At 51.8% G+C, this 19000-nt stretch carries 19 protein-coding genes; all 19 read right to left on the bottom strand.

The annotated features are described in order from the left end of the window. Nucleotides 1–76: 76 nt before the first annotated feature. Complete coding sequence (locus tag KVT34_RS18650) at nt 77–670, bottom strand: hypothetical protein (protein WP_217560322.1); 594 nt, start codon at nt 668–670, stop codon at nt 77–79. A 3-nt stretch (nt 671–673) separates the two neighbouring features. Continuing rightward, complete coding sequence (locus KVT34_RS18645) at nt 674–1501, bottom strand: hypothetical protein (protein WP_217560321.1); 828 nt, start codon at nt 1499–1501, stop codon at nt 674–676. 16 nt (nt 1502–1517) lie between these two features. Next, nucleotides 1518–4241 carry a contractile injection system protein, VgrG/Pvc8 family gene (locus tag KVT34_RS18640; protein ID WP_254634979.1) on the bottom strand — a complete coding sequence of 908 codons (2724 nt, stop codon included), beginning with the start codon at nt 4239–4241 and terminating at the stop codon, nt 1518–1520. A gap of 22 nt (nt 4242–4263) precedes the next feature. Next, on the bottom strand, nt 4264–4653 hold the full coding sequence (locus KVT34_RS18635; RefSeq protein WP_217560320.1) for a DUF4280 domain-containing protein: 390 nt from the start codon (nt 4651–4653) through the stop codon (nt 4264–4266). 28 nt (nt 4654–4681) lie between these two features. Further along, complete coding sequence (locus KVT34_RS18630) at nt 4682–5113, bottom strand: hypothetical protein (RefSeq protein ID WP_254634978.1); 432 nt, start codon at nt 5111–5113, stop codon at nt 4682–4684. A 143-nt stretch (nt 5114–5256) separates the two neighbouring features. Beyond that, a complete protein-coding gene (locus KVT34_RS18625; RefSeq protein WP_217560318.1) occupies nt 5257–5805 on the bottom strand; it encodes a hypothetical protein in 549 nt (182 codons plus the stop codon). Next, nucleotides 5802–6437, bottom strand: coding sequence for a hypothetical protein (locus KVT34_RS18620; protein WP_217560317.1), 636 nt, complete (start codon nt 6435–6437; stop codon nt 5802–5804). The genes KVT34_RS18625 and KVT34_RS18620 overlap by 4 nt, the downstream gene beginning before the upstream one ends. Then, nucleotides 6434–7846 carry a phage baseplate assembly protein V gene (locus KVT34_RS18615; protein WP_217560316.1) on the bottom strand — a complete coding sequence of 471 codons (1413 nt, stop codon included), beginning with the start codon at nt 7844–7846 and terminating at the stop codon, nt 6434–6436. The genes KVT34_RS18620 and KVT34_RS18615 overlap by 4 nt, the downstream gene beginning before the upstream one ends. Further along, nucleotides 7843–8442: a hypothetical protein gene (locus KVT34_RS18610; RefSeq protein ID WP_217560314.1), complete on the bottom strand. Its 600-nt coding sequence runs from the start codon at nt 8440–8442 to the stop codon at nt 7843–7845. The genes KVT34_RS18615 and KVT34_RS18610 overlap by 4 nt, the downstream gene beginning before the upstream one ends. A 29-nt stretch (nt 8443–8471) precedes the next feature. Beyond that, nucleotides 8472–9248 (bottom strand): DNA and RNA helicase, encoded by a 777-nt coding sequence (locus KVT34_RS18605; RefSeq protein WP_217560313.1) that lies wholly within the window; start codon nt 9246–9248, stop codon nt 8472–8474. Between the two features lie 26 nt (nt 9249–9274). After that, complete coding sequence (locus KVT34_RS18600) at nt 9275–11926, bottom strand: Hsp70 family protein (RefSeq protein ID WP_217560312.1); 2652 nt, start codon at nt 11924–11926, stop codon at nt 9275–9277. Nucleotides 11927–11948: 22 nt separating this feature from the next. Continuing rightward, nucleotides 11949–12644, bottom strand: a complete 696-nt coding sequence (locus tag KVT34_RS18595) for an iron-dependent peroxidase (protein WP_174446831.1) — start codon at nt 12642–12644, stop codon at nt 11949–11951. Beyond that, entirely contained in the window at nt 12635–13921 is a 1287-nt protein-coding gene (locus tag KVT34_RS18590) for a normocyte-binding protein (protein WP_217560311.1), read from the bottom strand. The genes KVT34_RS18595 and KVT34_RS18590 overlap by 10 nt, the downstream gene beginning before the upstream one ends. Beyond that, entirely contained in the window at nt 13918–15681 is a 1764-nt protein-coding gene (locus tag KVT34_RS18585; RefSeq protein ID WP_217560310.1) for a serine/threonine protein phosphatase, read from the bottom strand. Before KVT34_RS18585 ends, KVT34_RS18590 begins: the two co-directional genes overlap by 4 nt. 50 nt (nt 15682–15731) lie before the next feature. Next, nucleotides 15732–16574 (bottom strand): PP2C family protein-serine/threonine phosphatase, encoded by an 843-nt coding sequence (locus KVT34_RS18580; protein WP_217560309.1) that lies wholly within the window; start codon nt 16572–16574, stop codon nt 15732–15734. Then, nucleotides 16574–17110 (bottom strand): FHA domain-containing protein, encoded by a 537-nt coding sequence (locus KVT34_RS18575; protein WP_217560308.1) that lies wholly within the window; start codon nt 17108–17110, stop codon nt 16574–16576. The genes KVT34_RS18580 and KVT34_RS18575 overlap by 1 nt, the downstream gene beginning before the upstream one ends. Before the next feature lie 60 nt (nt 17111–17170). Next, the gene (locus KVT34_RS18570) at nt 17171–17707 is read right to left on the bottom strand and encodes an FHA domain-containing protein (protein ID WP_309244107.1); all 537 of its coding nucleotides are present in this window, start codon (nt 17705–17707) and stop codon (nt 17171–17173) included. A gap of 209 nt (nt 17708–17916) precedes the next feature. Then, nucleotides 17917–18348, bottom strand: coding sequence for a DnaJ domain-containing protein (locus KVT34_RS18565; RefSeq protein ID WP_217560306.1), 432 nt, complete (start codon nt 18346–18348; stop codon nt 17917–17919). 189 nt (nt 18349–18537) lie between these two features. Then, nucleotides 18538–18963 (bottom strand): hypothetical protein, encoded by a 426-nt coding sequence (locus tag KVT34_RS18560; protein WP_009675650.1) that lies wholly within the window; start codon nt 18961–18963, stop codon nt 18538–18540. Nucleotides 18964–19000 lie beyond the last annotated feature (37 nt).

Below are 19000 nucleotides of genomic sequence, written 5' to 3'. Positions count from 1 at the left end.
ACAAAATTTTAGGCAGACCCTGACAGACCCAGCTAACCCTAGAAATATTAAATTGAGATTTAGTTTGTCAAATCTATTAAAACGTCATTAATAAACCTCGCTTCGCTTCTGTTGCATCTTTATAAAGGATTATGAGTTCGTCATAAGCCTCTATTAATTCTGAAAAAGATACATGATATACTAAATCATTTGACGGCAAACCATTACTTATTAGGTTTCGTTTTAATTCAAGTAGTTCGTTATACATACTAGGTACGTCTTCAGCGTATACAAATCCCAGTCCCATTCCTCCTGGATCAAGAATAAACATTTCTGATTCTAATGGACGCCCGAGAATATAATAATTAGGATCAAATTTAGTAGGTAGCTTAATTAGTGCTTCAATCAGTGCATCCCACAAATAAGATAATCCCTGTTCTTCATCTGGAGAATAGTAACATGTCATAGCAAAATCAGCTAGTTCTTGAACCTCGCCATTTTCTAATTCTTGTTCCCACTCTTTATCTAGCAGTTCCCCTGTGTATACAGATCTAACAATTCCCAAATGGTTAAAAATAAACTCCTTCAATAATTTAATATCATTCGTAGTACCCGAAGTAATGATAGTCTCACTTAATTCTTTCATAAAACCATTTGTATCAAATAAATAAGCTTTATGTTCCATACCCATTTTCTATTCGATTCCCCTTTCATTTTGGCGGAGAATCTGAATTGATTTTTCTAGTTCCTTTTTGACATCACCCTTTGCGCGTCCATTCATAATAGGTTCTAACATTAAATAGGCATACTCGGGTGACAATGCTTTTGCAAATATTGCAATGATTTCTTTTGCATAAGAATCTATCTTCATTTTCAACACGTGAGTCCCTACTTCAACTAACTTTTCATTGTATTCAGGACCTAAACTCCTTAACAAGGAACTATCTTCGGCTGCTGTCCAAAGTGCCTCTAATCCTTTAATTATCACATCTTCATATTCATCTTTTTTCATTTTTGCCATCCAGAATTCACTCTTATGAACATACGCTTTCAGTGCATTAATGATAAATTGCACATCATTCATAGTTAAAACTAAGTTGCTAGAATAATTATATAACAACCCTGTCTTAACAAGAGGAAGGATATCCCCCTTGAAAAATGCTTCTTCAGTGCCATTTGGCCCTTTTTCAAGACGTATGAGAACGGACTGGAGAATTGCCTTTTCACTTATCGGAGCGTTAAAATCATCCTCTAAGATCGCTTTCTCCTTTTCTGAAAGTATAGAGACACAGCCAATATCATTTAGACTTAGCAAACTATACATTGCCTCAATTCGTATCCGTTGTGTTTGATGAGAGAGAGCTTCAAGTAGTCTCGGAATATACTTTGTATCGTGTGAAGCACCCATAGCAATTATTATCTCAACAGGTAACTCTACCCCGTTTTTATGAAAAGCTTCATTCAATTGTTCATCTGTAACAATGACCTTATAATTGTTTTCGTTATAAACCTGATACTCCATAAGTTCCTCCTATACTTTATGGGATCTTAAAATCATTAGGATCATAGGTTTCACGACCAGCTGGAGCTCCTGTTTTTGGATCATATCGTTCTATTATTATCTGTTTAGGTGGTTCACCATACTTGATCTTATACGCATCAATAAACCTTCTTATTTCTTGCTTGTCTTTAGAAATTGGTCTACCTAGTGGCTTATCATCAATGATATTTCCTTTTGGTGGTCCTTGTACAGCATCGGGTATAGCTTTTTGGGTTTTCTTCGAAGGTCTGCCCTGCTTGTCTATTCTTTTTGGTACTTCAATTGTTTTTCCATCTTTATCTTTTAAAGGTTCATTAACCAAATCGTAATCGCCACTAGCACGACGCTCATCTGCCGTTTGCTTATGGACTTTCTTACCGGTTTTAGTGCTGCTAGTTTCACCAGTTATGTTTTTCTTCTCTTCACCCGGCCCCTCAGACTTAATGCCTGTTGCTTCTTTCGCCGCCTTATCCTGCGTTTCCTTCATGTAGGCCTTGTAATTTTCGTGTGTGTCCGAATAATAAGGTTTTGGACCTTGTTCTGCTTTGGATAATTGAATATTGGGTGATGAGCCGATGCCAGCTAACGCTGGTTGTCTCTGTCCAAACGAAATGCCGCTGAGTCCGTCTATATAACTCTTGGCTTCTTGCAAATACTTTTTCCCGAGATTACTTCCTGCTTGGGCCAGATCGCCCATCTTTAGGTACAATTTTGTTCCAACTGAAAGAGCACCATCCTTCACCCACTTAACAGCTGGTCCAGCCGCTGCAAAAATACCTCCAAACAGGACCCCGTCTTTAAATGCGCCCATACCTCCTGCTAAGGTTGGCTCCCGGCCCTCCATAAGTTCAGATGCCATATAGCTTGTATAATTGTCTACACCGCCTATAAATAGCATGGCTCCAAGCCTCTGCGCGACCTGTCCGCCAGTCTGTGGCAATAGCGACCCACCGGCTCCCCCAAGGCTTCCAAAGGGACCGAATATCGCACCGCATACAGCTCCTATTGTAGCTCCCTTTAAGGCATTAAAGAGGTAATCGCCAACGCCACTGAACTCGCCTTTAGCAATATCGGAAGCAGCAGTACTTGCTATTGCTCCGACTGCTCCAATAGCAGCACCTATCGCTGCGCCTACAAGAACAGCTCCTACACCGAAGGTTGCAACGGATACAGCCACGACGGCCACGACCGCCACAACTGCAACAGCGGCCATAAGCAAGCCCCCCCAACTGAACTTCTTCTCCGGCGGCGGAGGTGGCGGGGGTGGCGGCGTCCCCTTCTGCGGCTCATCGTTGTACGGCGGATACGCAGTCTGATCCCTTCCCTCCGCAAGTACGTTCTCGCTGAGGAAATGGTACTCGCCTTCAATGGCAAATCCGCTCTGCGCCGCCAGCTTCTTCGCCATCAACTGGCTCGTCGCCTTGATCACGATCCGTTTGGGCGTATACAGCGAGATGTCCTCTCCGGCATTCAGCGTCAGCTTCTTGTGGCTCGTGATGGTGACGCCGCTTGCATCGTCGAAGCTCAGCTTCAGCGGCTCTTTGCTGCCGCCTGCCACGTTGACGGCCGTCGGCGTCAGCTCGACTTCGCTTCCGTGCTCCGTGCCGAAATACCGGTTGCTCGGATTGCCCGTCTTGGCGCAGCTGTCTCCGTTTTTGCGCACGCAGTCGAGCACCTTCGCATTGCCGCAGCTGTCGTCGGGCAAATACAGGCTCGCATCGGTGCCGACCTTCGGCATGCAGTACATGGCATTGCCTGTCGGCGGCGCAAATGCGAACCAGTGCGCCGAGGCCTTCGGCTGCTCCTTGTCGATCGTCAGGTGAAGCTTGACGAGCTCCCCTTTCACGTCGAGCACCTTGCCCTCCAGCGAGATACCGGTCAGCTTGTCGTTATGCAGGCTCGGCTGGTACATGCCTTCCAGACGTGAAAGGCGGTACGTGTATTTCAACTGCCCCGCTTCCATCCGGCCGAATGCCTCACTGACCCGCATCGGCTTGTCCTTGAAGCGAAGCTCTTCCCCAATGGCATAGCGAATGCCGCTTTCGAATTCATAGCCGAAAAAATCCGTATCGTGCAGCCCCGCTCCGCTGCCGCCCGCTTTCTGATACGCCAGCAAATCCTTAAAGGCTTTATAGGATGTATCGGAAGGCAGCGTACGGCTTTTAAGCTTCGGGATGCCGAAACTGAATTTGGGCCGCACACTCCAAATATCGCTGATGAGCACCGTGTGAAAACGGCTCGCCAGCCGCTTAAGCAGCTCCCAGTCCGTCTCATCGTACTGGATAACCGGAGCGCCGATAGGCACGCCCGCACCCGCTTCGCAAATTGCATCGTGGCCGGGATAATCCGCCAGGATGGCGGCAATTAGAGCGGGATAATCCATATCCGCCTGCTGAAAAGAACGCCGTTTCCTGCGGACATCCAGCAGATAGCTGCCGGCCATCGCCTCGATTTCAAGGGTGTACACACCCTGGGTAAACATGGCCTGAACGTCCGTGATTAAACCTTTGAAGATAGGCTCTTCCCCATCTTCGCCGTTTTCAAACACTTGTATTTCATCCTTCAAGGAAGCTTCGAGTACCGCGCCGACATGATCCGCATCATCTACGATGCCGCGCAATTTCATCCGCCCATGCTCGCCCGGCTTCCAGGTAATCTCCACATGATCAATCCGCTTCATCCGGTAGGGAGATGTTACTCTGATTTGGTCGTACCCTATCATACTCCGTCAGCCTCCGATCGGATTAATTGTCATGCTGTCCGTCGTTTAAGAATTTAATGACCCCTTGTAACTCGCAGTGCAGCTCGGAGTCTGTCGTTAAGGCCGGTTTGCCGGCCACCTTTGTAGTTTCTTTGGAGTGGGTCCATTTGGCCAAAATAGACGGCAGACACGGTTTCCCGGAAATGGTCTCCCCGCTCTCGCTGATCAAATAAATCGTTTCCCCGCTCTGATTGAGCGGACTTATACAAATACCGAAATGGGAAATATTATCCGGCTTGTAGTCCTCTTCATTCATCATAGGTTTCTCATTCACGTAAGAGCCGTGGCTTTTAGGCAGATTGATGTGCCTTTTATGGGTTCCGCACTGGCATTGAATGTACGCTCCCCTGACCACATACCGGGGTCCTGTCATGACGTGCCGCCTCCTCGGTCAACATGATTTATAACCGTTCTATTTGCTGCTTTTGCTTGGCTAAGGCTTCTACAGCCGCCCCGGCCCGTTCCCTGCCGAGCTTCTCGCTCAGCTTGTCCACAAATTCCGCCGATCCCACGCTCATTAGGGGAACCTTGACGGCTTGGCTCGTCCCTTGCAAAATAAACCGGCCGCCGAAAAAACGGGAGTAGCCGACTTTCTCAATATCCGAAAAGGAGATCGTTTTACTTGCGAACCAGCTGTGAGAACGTACTTCATGATCGGTCACGATCGTTTTAGACAACAGCAGGAAAATAGCAAGGAATCCGAGAAGGAACGCACACGCCCCGATAATCGCTATGAACTGCCCGCTTTCTTCCGCATCCATCTCCATAGACGGCATCAGAAGCAGAGCACTTACCGCACATAAGAAACCAAGGCTCACCAGCCAGCGAAACATTCCCAATCTGACCAGTTTCAGGTCTCCTGCGGAATTTCTTTTCGCGGGTCCAAACATGGGATTGAGCATTTTTTCTGTCATTTTTCTTACAATTGAGATATACATGGTTCCAAATAAACCCGCTTTCTATGAATAATTTTCGGTTATCCCAGGTTTTCCGTATCTTCTTCAACTGCCGCGCGCTCCAGCCGGATTCCGGCAAAATCTCTTCGCAGCAGGCTTTCGGCAACATCCAGACGGACGATGATCAGCGGCTTGGCGCTTTCTTTGATCTTGAAAATTTTGCGTCCCGCCAGCTTGCTTCTCTGAAGGACCAGCTTTTTGACCACGGTTCCGTCCCGGTTGAGCTCGCTGGAGGGGCTCAATACCTCCGCCTCTTCAAAGAGAGGCAGATAATAATTGCTCTGCTTCCGCTGGACTCTGTCCATCAGGGGAATGAGCTTGACCGGCAGGTCCGGCTCATAGGCGGCCGCGATTCGTTTCAGCCGGTCGGAGATCAGATACAACTGCCCGTCCAGCAAATCCGGGTACTCCGTTTCCGGGGTCGACTTTACCTGCATCACAACCGTGTCGGCAATCCGGTGCGCTCTATCCGGGCGAATATCCCGGAGATCGATCCGGCTTCTCACATCAAGAAGAACCGGCGCGTCCGTGCAGCGCTCGTCCTGCTTCAGCACAAAGTAATCCATCATCCGCTTAGAGCCTCCCCGCTTGCGCCGCTTTGCGATTCCAACGAACCGTGCAGAAGCTGGCATTCATCCCGGTATTCCCCGGCCAGTAAGGCGATTTCCGGAAACTTATCTATCTGTTGATAGTTCTTGCAGGCAAGAAGCTGCGGTACCATATTCCTCATAAATTCCACGGTCAGCAGATGATATTTCACGGCTTCGATCTGCTTGATGCGGTCCAAATCCGCGGAAGTGACACGCCTTGCGTAAGATTTCTTCGTCTCCTCCAGCTCTTCCATGCGCCGAAATAACGGAGCAAATGTAAAATCCGCCCTCCACTCCGACCGGCAATCCGCCGTATCTATCAACCAGTTTTCATCGTAAGCTTCAATCCGGTAACAAGGGCTGTTCTCCATTACGCTTGTCCGCATAAGAGAAAAGTAGATGTACCGGATAGCTCCCTTACATCTTTTGGCTTGAAGCTCGGCGGCTTGTCCGCAAACCGCATCGAAAGCGGCAAGAAACTCCTCTTCTATGCGCTGTCGGTGTTCTTGATAGACGGCATCAACCGTCATCAGATCCTCCTGCCACTTGCCGAATAGATGCTTCTCCAGGAAGTCCCCCAGCGCCGTCTCTTTATCCATTCGTCTGCTCATTCGATGTTGACCTTGGCGCCGCTGATTTTGACTTCATTCATGATGCTCAGGCTTGCTTCGGCCTGCTTCAGGTCAATGCCTTCTTCCCCTTGAATGAGCACCTTGCCGCCCCCGGTAATCTCGATGTCTTCCATCGCCGATATGGATATTTTTTTGTGGCTGTTGATCTCGATCCCGCCGTCGTCGGTAAGCCGCATCAAGAGGCTGCCACTGCCGATAATCTCTACGGAGCCGGGCTTGAATACAATTTGCTTGCCGTATTTGGTGCTGATGCTCTTGACCGAGGGATCGCTGCGCTTCTGGGGGTCGGAGGAATCGGTATCCACAGAACTGGCGGCATAAGCATTCTTCTCCTGCTCGTCCGGGAAGTACAGCCTGACCTCGTCTCCAACCTCGGGCATGCAGTACCAGCCGCTGCCGTCGGGAGACGAATACACCGTCGAGTACGGGAACCACAGGGATTCATCGGAAGACGATTTCCCGTCGATATGAAGCTTGACCTTCACCTTGTCTTTGGATACGTCCTTGATCGACCCGAACAGGGAGGTCCCGGCCAGTTTATAGGCATATAAGGTCGGGCAGCTAAAGCCCTGCTTGTCTCTTAATTCATACCGGCTGGTCAGCGTGCCGCCTTCCATACGCGTGCTGGCGCGGTATACATACAGCTTCCTCCGCTGAAACGCAACCGGGCTGCCCAGCTCCAAAATCGAGCTGCTGCTGACCTCGTAACTGATGCTGTTCTGTTCGTCGATGCCGGAGACGCCGTTCTCCGACTTCCGCTTGAAGTCCTTCAAATTTTTGCGGATGCTGTAGTTGTAGGCGTCGAGCTTATGGGGCTCTCCAAGATCCGGCACGCCGACATAGCATTTCATCCCCTTCTGCGAACAGAGCGGAATCAGAGGCAGATGCAGACGGGAAGCCAGTCTCCTGGCGAATTCCCAGTCCGTTTCCTTGTATTGGACGACCAGTCCGCCAATACTTGTTCCTCCCGCAGCCTCCACGACAACGTCCGAATTCGGATAGGAACCCGCGATGCGATCTAACAGCCCGCGATAGGACATCTGCTTATTTTGAAAAGACCGGGTGACCTTCCGGATGTCCATCAGCAGTGTCGAGCTTTGGGCTTCGATGGTTAGCGTGCGGACATTGTGTACGGCCTTTACGGCCATATTCGTCACGATTCCTTGGAAAATGACGGTCGTACGCTCTCCGTCACGCACCGAAACGGCAATCTGTTCATTCTCATCGGCCTGCTCCACGTACCGGTCCAGCATCTCTTCCGGAACGATCCCGCTGATCGTCAGCTTGGCATGCTCATTGACTGCTTTGTCCAGATGGAGATCCATAATCCTCTCGAATTTGTACGGCGCAACGGAAATGTCGGCAAATGAAAACACCGTTTGGCTCATGCTGGCTCCGCCCCTTCCTCGACTTGAACGACCCGGACCGCTCGCACGATCTGAAAAGCTACGTCCCTCCAAGCCTCATACTCGTCGTATTTGCAGCTGAAAGTTCCCATAAGGGTCTTGCCTCCCAGCTCCAGAAAAAACATCAGATTATAGAGAAAAGCATCCAGCGCCGGACTCTTGAACTCGAAATAGCCGACCTGTTTTCCGTGGACTTCCTCGACCCCGTCCGTAAAAAACACGTTGGAGGGATTCACTTTTTTAAGGATCGTCTTCATCCCCTGAGTCAATTCCTCGACCCATCCCTCCTCCAGGTCTTGATCGATCCGGTTAAGCGTAATATTGATGCTGCCGTCTTCATTGGTTTTGATCGTTTCCGGCCGCTGGGAATGAGGGTATTTGATGGCACTTAATGCTTCGGGCATGTCTGTGAAATCTTTCGGAATAAATACCAGAAGCTTGTCATCGTAAAAAGCCTGCTGTTCAAACTCGTAAAAACGTTGTCCGATCCGCACAGGCCCTTCTTCAATGGTGTTTGTTTTTTTGGATTCTTCCATTTTGTTCAGCATCGCAATAATCTTCTCGTCCGAAAACGCCACGGCACATCCCGCCCTTTCTTCTTCCTGGATTAATCCACGATCATCCGCTGCGGAGCCCCGAATCTGCCCCCGGTTACCGGCCGGCCCCCACTCCCCGCTTCCTCCAGAATCCGGGTCAAATGGGTGTGGATCTGAACATTGGTATAGGTCTTATATTCCCTGCCGAGCCGGAGCGCCAAGTAATGAAGAATCGCCTCCCGGTCAACGGGCTGCACACTCAGGCACTGCATGGCGAACGCAAAGTCCTGGGTGCCGGAAGCCCGGCTTTTCATCAACTCCGCCGCAAAATACCGCGTGATTTCCGGGTGAAGCGTACTCTGCCGGAAGCCCGCATATTGTGCATGAAGCCGGTTAAGCGTGTTGTACTCGGTCGCCAAGTCCGCGAAATTGCGGTAATCCGAGCGCAGCCTCGCTCCTTCCTTCAGCTTGAACCGCGCCAGCTCCAGTTCTCCGGAAGAGACAGATACGTGTTCGTCCAGCAAGGGCTCGGCCCGGCAGACGGTAAAGTCACCCTCGGTTTCGGCCGGATAGAACCGGATTTTTAATACGGTTTCCCGCCCCGTGGCCGTGTAGGGAAGCTCAACCTCGCGAGTCAGCGTGTAGATGAGCCCTCCGTGCTTAACGATTCCGGGTCCGATGCACAAACTGTCTTCGCCAATTCGGATTTCGGTCCCCGCCACGATACCGTCTGAATAATCCCTGAGAAACAAATCCGTCAGCTCGTGAGGGAAATCCCTTAAATTTTCGAGCATCTCTGTTTTCAAAATCCGCCCTTTGGCGAAATTCGGATAGGATCGGGTAAACATGAACACCCCCCTTTCGTCCGCGCTTCTTACTTCAAGCCGTCGAAGAAATCAATTTCCGACAGATCATTTTCAAAGGCAAAAAATCGTTTGGCGCCCAAATACAGTTGTTCCCGGCGTCGCGCTACCGGCACTACGTGGAACCCCCAATTTTGACCTCCTCCGAAGACGAAAAATTTCACTTCTTCATTGACGATGGAATCGGTCTCGTCCTGAGGTATGTTGCGGCCGTATGTCTCCGCGATATCTTCATAAAGCACGGGTTGGAAACTGTCGGGCCGGCTCGGATAGCTGTATTTCTGCCGGAGCTTCCCGTTCATATCTTTGAGGCGGAACTCGATCTCGGCGGCTCCCCAAGGTCTCGAAATCGAGCCTTGCGCGGTATTGACGCGGTCCAGCGTGCTGATCAGCACCTTTTCGCTGCGGCTGTGCGTATAAGCCGTGACCGCGTAAGGGATAACGGCAGCCTGATGCGTCACATGAGTCTGGATGACTCCGGCCTTTTTGTCCCCCAGATAACGGATAGCGCCTCTCAGACAAGCCAGCTTCAAATCCGGCACCCGATCGGTCTCTCCCGCCTTTTGCGTAAATTGAATGGTTCTGCCGGGGACAAACTCCTTCAGCGCTTCCCGGAAAACATCGATCCGGCAGGACTGGCCCGTCAGCTTGATGATGGAGTAAGTCTGCAGCTCGCCGCTCTGGTAGAAATCTTCCAGAAACTTGCGCACAATTTCATAAATATCCGCTTTGATCAAATGATTAATTTCCTGAATGGTAAATACCACATCCGGGAATTCATACCTGTCCTTGAACCTGCCCTGCTCGCGCACGGACAAATACCACCGATCCACTCCCGTGATTTTGAGGTCGTGCTCGCGGACATCTCCGCTGCCGGAGTGAAACCGGTTCCTCAAGATGCCGGTTTTGCGGAAAAATTCCGTCTTCATGTTCTCCGCCATTTCCCACAGGAAGTGAGCATTGTTGCGAACCCGGTTGTAATCCTCCCGCGTATGGCTGCCATACTCCCGGAAACGGGTAGGAAGCAGCAGCTCCGCCTCCCTGTACCGTTCTTCCAGCCGTTCGTATACCGACGCCACCCCAAACTCATCGACATGCCGGAAAACATCTCCACTCGGAATCCCGATAAGACTGTCGATGTCCGTCACCGTTTCTCCGCAGCTGTAGTACTCGGCGAACACGATTTTCATATACTGCATGATGCGGTAAGTCAGGTTATTGCCCCCGAAGTTGGTGTCGCCGTTCTCATACGTAGTCTGAACGTCAAGCCTGTAAGACATATGGCCGTCCTCGATACGGAACCGGCAGGAAGACAGGTCCGTCGTGCCTCCGCCGCAATCGATCACAAGGGCTTTGTAGGTTTCCCCGTCTTCAAAACGGTTTTGCTGGAAGCGGTCCGCAATCGTGTTATAAAGGACAGCCATCCCTTCATCCAGCGAATCTTCCGTTTCCAGGCGGTATTCCGGCAAAATTTCCGCATACATGTCTAGAAACTGGGCTTTAAGCTTGACCGGGCTGGACATGTGCAAATTCCGGAAACGGCATTTGAACTGATGCTCGGCGGTTTCGATAATATAAGCGAGATAGGCGCGGATAATGTCGCTTCTGCGCACATGCGTGCTGTTGCCGCTCGCATCGCTTACTTCCTCCGATCTCGCGTAATCGTTCACCCATCGTTTGATCCCGTAAAATACGGTCGCCTGCGTGCCGGATCCGAGCTTCTTCCGGTATAGAAGGGCTTCGTGTCCGAACTGATACCGGATATTCGAAGGATCGGAACAATCCGCCACGCGGACGACCGTCGGCAGAAGCTCGATCCATTGACCGTCCGGGGCGGCCGGATCGGGGAACGCCGCGTAGTTAATCGCGTCAAGCCGGACCGTTCCGTTCAGGAGGTCCTGGCTGCATGGCGTTTGAACATAGGCGCCGTCGAGATAAGCCCCCGCCGTCGTATTGGAGGTGCCGAAGTCTATGGCCAATACGGCCTCGGTCAGCTCCGGCTCCCGGATTTCCAGATCGGCCGCCGGCAGGCGGCAGTAATGCAGATTAACCGGGGGGAGGGGTTTGTTCTGGTGGTAGATCCGGTACAAATAATCGGAATCGTTCCGGCTGAAGAAGAGCAAGCTGTAGTTGCGGTTGGCCGAGCGCTTCAGGTAGGCGTCCCGGTTCCTCGTCAGACAGAACGTACCCGGCTTCGATACACTCTCGACCACATTCAGTATGCCGCACAGCTCCATCTGCTCATTGACAAGGAGGGCGTTCGTTCCCGAGAAAGCGGCGGCCCCCTCCAGCCTGCAGCCGTCCCGCTCATCGAGACGAAGTCCCTCGTAGAGCGTGATTCTGGCCGGGACTTTGGTGCCCCTCTCCCCCAATGGCGTACGCAAATAGCGCCGGATCGCGGTTTGCAGCCGTTCTTCGCCGCCCGGAACCGGGCTTTCGATCAACAGGCGTTCTTCCGTCCCCCTGTATTTGAGGATGGTGGCGATGAAGCCTTCACGGTCCAGCGGATTGGCGAACCCTTCAATCAATTTTTCTTTACTGCAAATGGTCCGGAGCTGGTATGTCGTCATTTCCGTCAGCTCCTCGCGGCTGTAACGTACGACGCCCGGATCGGCCATTTTATTCTCCGGATGTTGATACAGCCTGTATGAGTATCCGTTCATCGTTGTCCTCCTTCACGGCTGGTCAATACATCGCAATGCGGTCCAACCGCATAGTCTCTTCTACGCCCAATATGCCGAAATGCCGGTTCCAATACAGCTCGGTATGAAAACGGACGGGGAGCAGCAGATCCAGCAGCAAACTGATCTTGGCCCGGCCGGACTCGCTCTCCTCCTGGTTGATATAGAAGAGAAGCTCATTCTTTTCCTCACAGTTTGCATAGATAGTGGACCCGGGAAACAAAAGACGGGCTGTCCGCTTCAAGGTAAAGAGCGCATCCCCCGTCTGAACCGTCTGCAGGACACTTGCCGCCACAATATCCTGCTCTTCCTTGCCGCACTTCTGAAAGTTCCGGCGCACCTTGTCCCCGAAAATCCCGGCTTCTATGTCACGGCGGACAAACCGGATGTAAAATTCCCTTTTGTTCATTCCCTGGAGCAGATCGATCTCACCCAGAAAATGAATGAGAATATCAAACAAGGCACCTCTGAATTCCGGGTACTCCGTGTAATTAATATCGAGCATTCCCCGGAACATCTCGTCAAAACGGTAGAACGGATTAATTTCAACCTGTTTCTCGACGTGGCTTGCGTTCATATGCTCCAAGCTCAGCTCCATATACGGGGAGTATACGGAAGCGGCGGAGAATTGAATGTCTTTCTTGTCCAGACCGCACTGCTCGGCCCGGATCAACAGATCCCATATGTAATTCAAACCCATACCCCTTCGCATGTGTATTCGGGCAGGTACATTTGAACCTCCGACACGACAAAGCTCATGAAGTCGTTTCTTATAAATTCATCCCTTCCGAACGACCGGCCGGGCCGAAAGCTCAGACACAGCGTGGCCCTGCCGTTCGACGCCCGGACCTGGTCGCTGATAAAAGGATTCATTTCGTACGTAACCGCCGCCGAATCGGCTTTGTCCACGATCCGGATATCCTCCAGCGTCAAATATTCGGAAGCTTCAAGGGAATGCACGATCCGCGCCACTTCCCCTTTGGAGCGCACAATCGTGGCCTGCTTTCGTGCATACTTGCCGACAAAACTGCTGGCGCAGCGGTTCGAGACAAGTGCGTATTGAAGTCTCCCGATCTGGATATCCACCGGTTGCACAACCTTCAGCACGTTCCAGACTCCCGCTTTCTCTTGCGGCGAAACGATCGTCAGCTCTTCCCCGGATCGTTTGATGTACCGGATATCGTCCGTGTGCCCATCCACCAGATACCCATGCTCCATCCCCGTTTTCCTCAGTGACAGAACATGTTCGAAATTAACCTTGTCCGAAGCGGGAACCGGAAATCCGCTGTTCTTGATCTCAAGCCGTTCCATATTCCAAAGCGGAATCCGGTCCGTCCGCTTGTACGCTTCGAACTCTTCCAGATTCACTGAGATTTCCGTAACGGTCTCGTCTTCCCCGGGTATTGCGGCGCATTCCGTCAGGACGACGTCGATAAATTTATAGGCAAACGGATGGTTGATGGTCCGCCATGGAATCCCGTTTTTCAAGAATATCTGATACAGATTCTCGATCTCTTTGATGTACTTCTGACAAGGCCGGAGCGCCACTTTAATCGGGTAGGTTCCCGAAAGCGTTTTGATATACCCGTCGAACAGCCTGCCGCTCTTCGTTAACTCCCGGATACGCACGGAATCACATTCCAGGAACAGAGAGATCAGCCTCTCTTCTCTGCCGTCCCTCAGCCCTTCGATGACGTGAAGCATATCAATCAAAGTATTCTCCACATCCTCCGGGCACATGGGATACAAAAATTCATGGAGAGGGTCCCATTCATCCCGCGAACATAAGCTGGCATAAATATCAAACCGGCCTTCCCAATCTTCAATCTCGTCAAAAACCCGCTTTTCCAGCTGCCGGTTCATTTGCTCCTGATAGTCCACCAGATTCAGAAAAAGCCCCGTCATCAACTGCTTGAGCATACGGCGCTGCTCCAAATCCTCCATTTTGTTCAGCCGGTCCAAAATAATATCCTTCATGCGGGGGAATCCCCTCCTTCGCCCTTAGCGGGCCGAGCCTGCCCTTCTCCGCCGGCCGGTGACCCCGATGCCCCCGCCGCCGAAGAAGGAGATTGTCCTCCTGCGGATGGTGGCGTCTGCGGCTGTACCGGCTGATTCGGTCCGGACGGATGCTCCCCCGATCCTTGACCCGGAAGAGCTTGTCCCCCTTGAGCCGCAGGAGCTGCGGGCGGTGCCGACGGGACGGGATTTTGCTTTTCCTCGGCTTTGGTAATCTTCCTCTCCATACCAAGCACCCGTTCCAGCATCTTGATTTCCTGATAAATTTCCTGAGCCGAAGCAAAAGCCGTGATCGCCCCGGCGTAGTCCTGGGCGGCCATGCTGCGGTCTCCCTTCTTGTCCAGCTTGTCCGCTTCAAGAAGCTTCGTCTCTTTCTCGAGGCCGGCGATCTTTTCCTGAGTCTCATCCAGCTTTCCTTTGATGAGCTTGTCCCCGTCCGTGAACGAAGCTTCCGCGGACGCCTGCTTCGCTTTCTGGTAAATCTCGAGAGCGCCTATGTAATCGAGAGCGGTAAACTTCTGATCCCCTTCTTTGACCGTATTCATGACAGCTGAATAAGCCTGGACACGCCCTAAGCGCTCTTCCAGATGCTGAGGATTAAAATCGTCCTGATTTTTGATCTCGGACTGGGCTTTGGTAAAACTCGCCGCGGCTTTATCGTATTCCCCTTCCTTCAGGAAGGTGTCCCCATCCACGATATACTGGGCGGCACGCTGTTTTTTGGTGAAAAGTACGGTGTGTACCTTATCTTTGATCTTCTGGGAATCGCTGCGCGCCTCGCTGTATTCCTTGAGCGCCTTGGCATAATCCCCCTCGGCGGCATAGTCGTCCCCGCTCTTTCCGTGCTCCAGCATGCCTTGGGCCGCTTCCGCTTTACGTGCGGCTTCTTTGGCCGCGTACACGTAGGCTCCGCCTCCGACCAGCAGCAGGGGAATGAGAATCAGCGCGATCCGTTTAGCCCACTTCCGCTTCTTCCCCTTCACTTCTTTGTAGACTTTGTTGGCATAAACAGCCGCCGCCGTATAGTTGGGAACCATCCGCTTTTGCCTGCTCAGAAGAACTTCTTCCAGCAGATCCGCAAGCTCCGCCGGCCCTTTCGCTTCCTCGACGGCGTCCACCATCTCGGCGGATGCGACGTTCTCCCACATTCCCGGAGTGCTCATCAAGAGCACATCCCCGTCTTCCAGCATGATTTTCCGGGAGACATACGGCTCGAACACATCCGGTTTGCCCGCATAATTCAGCAGGTTATGCCTTTCTTCATGCCGGTCCACGGCTTCAAGCGGAATACGTTCTTCATCCGCCCAGGACTGGGCCAGGCTCTGGTCCCGGCTCCGTTCCGCGAGCCTGCCTCCCCGGATCACATATAATCGCGCATTGCCCGCAACGGCCCATACGATTCTCGTATAATCCGTCACGACGATCAGCACGCTCGCCTTAAGGCGGACCCGGCGGCTTTCCTCATTCAGCCATTCGCTGGCTTCCTGCATGTAACGCTTAAGCCGGGCGGCCGACAAAGTAGGCTTATTCAAAAAGCGGGACAAAATACTGCGGACAACCATTTCCGCACTGTTTACCTCGCTGTCCGAATCAAGACCGTCCGCCAGCACCCAGCAAGCCATATCTTCAAGCTCGACAAAGGCAAAGTAGTCCCTGTTCTGCACAAAGGTCCCCGCTTCGGTAACGAAACCGGTCTTGAAATCGCTGTTTTCTTTTCTCATTCGTCCCCCCGCTCCCTTTGGTCAAAACCGGTTTCCTTCATCCGGCACTGTCAGCCCTTCTCCAAAATGATGACCGTCGCATTATCCTGCTTATGAAGCCCCTTGGCTTCAATCGCATCGATCATGCCCTGTGCAGATTCCTCAGGCGAACCGCTGCCTGTCAAGATTTGCTCCATTTCAACCTCTGTTAACGTGTTGTACACTCCGTCACTGCAGAAAATGATTTTGTCCCCTGTCTTTAGCGGGAACGGGGTCTCACTGATTTCCATGTTCTGAAACTGCTCATACCCGAGGTAGTTGACCAGTTGTCTTCTCTTGGGGTTAGCTTCCATTTCATCCTTTGTAATTTCACCCGATAAATATTTCTGCTCCAGTACGTTCCCATACGTATGTTTGGGATTAACAGGAAGAAACTCCCCCTGCCGGTAAATCAGAATCACACTGTCACCGACAGCGCCCCAATACAGGTGATCCCCGTTAAGGATTCCCGCCACTAGGGTCGTACCGCCTTGAGCCCCTCTAAGCTGCTCGACTATCTCGGAATTCACCCTGCGAGCCGTTTCGCTGAGAAAATAAGGGATATGCCGCACATGCTCCACATTCAAGAAATTTTTCAAGAACGTGGACACCGCAAGTGTACTGCACATTCTGCCGTTCGCCAGTCCGCTGATTCCGTCTGCCAGTACGGCCAAAGTTCCGATGGATGTCGTGGTGCTGGCGAAGTAATCATCCTGCTCGTTCCTGGCTCCGATGGTCTGTCCGTTCCCTATCCGTACCCCGGGCACTTCGGGCTTCCGCTTATTCAGCCGGCTCCGTACATACAGCATCAGCAGAATGAGGAGAATGGAGGCCCCGACAATCAGATACGGCGTTCCGTCTGATCCCGCCGGCATTAGCCGATCCCCGCAGCGGCCGTATTATTCCACTCGAAGTGGGCTCCGCACAGCGGAATGAAAACAAATTTGCTCCGCCCGAGCTGGAGCAGATCATAAGCGGTTAATTCCACCGGCGAATAAACCGCCTCGTTATTGTGGTACGCCAAACCCGACGCATCTCCGGGCAGCAGGTAAAAGTTCCGCTTCTTCGGGTCATAGACAATGACCGCGTGGTTCCGTCTGGAAATCGTGTTGTCCCCGATAATCCGGATGTGCATTTCTTCCGAGCGGCCGATAAAATTTTTCTCGGCCATGATGCGGTAATCTTGTCCCATTTGAGGCCCTTCGATGCAAACCAGCCATCCCGCAACCGGCTCAATGCCGGTCGTCTCGCCGAGAAATGGCATCGTTTTATCGTCTTCCTGCAATCTCTGGGCCCTTGATTCCTCGGCTCGTGATGCCGGCGGCTCGACCACAATGCTGCAGTAAGGGCACGTATTGCCATGCTTTCTGGTGCTGAACATGTGTCCATTGGCGCATCTTGTCAAACTCATCCTGTTCATTCCTCCGTTTGTCCTGTCGGATCGGCTGTCAGCTTCTTCTCCGCTTGCTCTTTATTTGACCAAAAGCCTCGTATTGGCTATGTATACAATATCTCCGACATCCAGCTTATGAGGCTCCTCGACTTCTTGTTTGTCTCTGGGACCCCTGCCGCTTTTCTGGATGCCCACGCCGCTTTCGGAATCGACGTCCTCGATAAACCACTCTCTGCCGCTGCGGTTTAACACGGCATGCTCGCTTTGGATCAGTGATGCGTATTCGGTATCGGCCAGATCTATATCAACCTCGTTTTGACCGGAGCTTTTGCCGATCAGCAAGGACGTTTCCCCCTGGATATACCACTCCTTCACGCTCTCCCCGTCCTCATTAAGCAGGACAAGCTTCGCGATCGCCTCCCGTTCCGGCTTTTCTACCGGCATACGGTAATATACGAACCCCAGAACGGACAGCCCTAGCGCCATAAGAAGACTGACGAACATTTTCAGCGTATTGTCGGTATTGATAAAATAGACATAAATCAGGACGGCTGCCGCCAGCCCCGCAATGAGTACGTCCAGTAGAGTAATCCACCCGGATTTTCTGCCTTTCACGCCGGTTTCCCCCATGTCCTTCGCATTATTGCGTCACAACATTCGCGCCATCGGGAACGCAAAAAAGTTCCCTTCCTGCGGCAAGATGTCTCCGACACATCCCCTACACCGTAGAAGTGGAACATACTGCTTCATTGGCACCCGCCAGCTTCTTCACCAGAGGGACATCCCGCAAGCCGACTTTGCTTACGCGTTGTTACCGAAGCAGACTACTTCTTCTTCGCATCGAAGAACCGGTTAAAGAGGTCTGTCGTATCCATCGGATTTTTCTGAGATGGTTTGGCTTCCCCGCCTCCGGCCTTGCCGGCAAAACCGAAAAAGCGCTCAAAATTCTTTCTTACGTCGCTTGGATCAAATTCAGCCTGCCGCGCTCCGGCACGGCTGCCTGCCGCTTTCTCATGCGGGCCCTTGCCGCTGCTTTCCCGCCGGTTCTGCCCGTCGAGTTTATGATCGTAAGCTTTTCGCGACGCTTCATCCTCCAGCGTCTGGTATGCTTCGTAGATTTGCTTGAACTTGCGCTCCGCATCCGGATTGCCCGGATTAAGATCCGGATGGTGTTTCTTGGCCAGCAGCCTGTACGCCTTCTTGATCTCCGCTTGCGGAGCGTTCCTTGCCACGCCAAGCACCTGGTAATAATCCATTCTGCCCTCGTCCCTGCACATATGAGATAAACCTCTGCCAAGGTCTTCCGAAAATAAACGACCGCGGTGTAGAGGTAGGTTTATTCGCCAATCAGAACCGCTTTCCGATGCATACATGCCGGAAAATTCCGGAACAGAATTCAAGAGGCATAACGCCTCTTAAATTCTGCTCCGATGAACGTCCGGAAGTTATACGGAGTAGCCGCCTTCGACTTTCGCGAATTCGGTTTTGTCCTTCTTCTGCTTAATGAACAGGCTGAAACTTCCAACGCCTTCGGTGTCTCCGAAATTCTCGGTGTAGTCCACTACGAAAGCATTCGGGAAATAAATCTTACGGACAACTTGGTCAGCCGCAATGACTTCAAGCGTCACTTTTCTGTAGCAGTCCGCTTTCTCGGCCGGAACCAGGGACCACAGACCCAGCTTCAGCGTGTCATCCGCGCTGTCGCCGTCGGTAGCCGTAATAATTTTGCCCGAGATACGGAGCGTTGCCCCTACGTCGGTCGATCTTGCATTGGAATCGTTCGGCGTGTCGGTATCGTAAGTTACCGTTTGAATGTTATCCATGCCCAATTCGAATGTTTCTGCGCCTTCTACTTTAAGTCTGAAACCCATTTGTATTACCTCCTTGAAATTGGTTGATAAGGTTCCC

Source organism: Paenibacillus sp. GbtcB18 (assembly GCF_019091125.1).
Taxonomy (GTDB): Bacteria; Bacillota; Bacilli; order Paenibacillales; family NBRC-103111; genus Paenibacillus_F; species Paenibacillus_F chitinolyticus.
The sequence above is the reverse complement of the archived record's forward strand: the minus strand, read 5'-3'. Positions and strand labels throughout refer to the sequence as shown.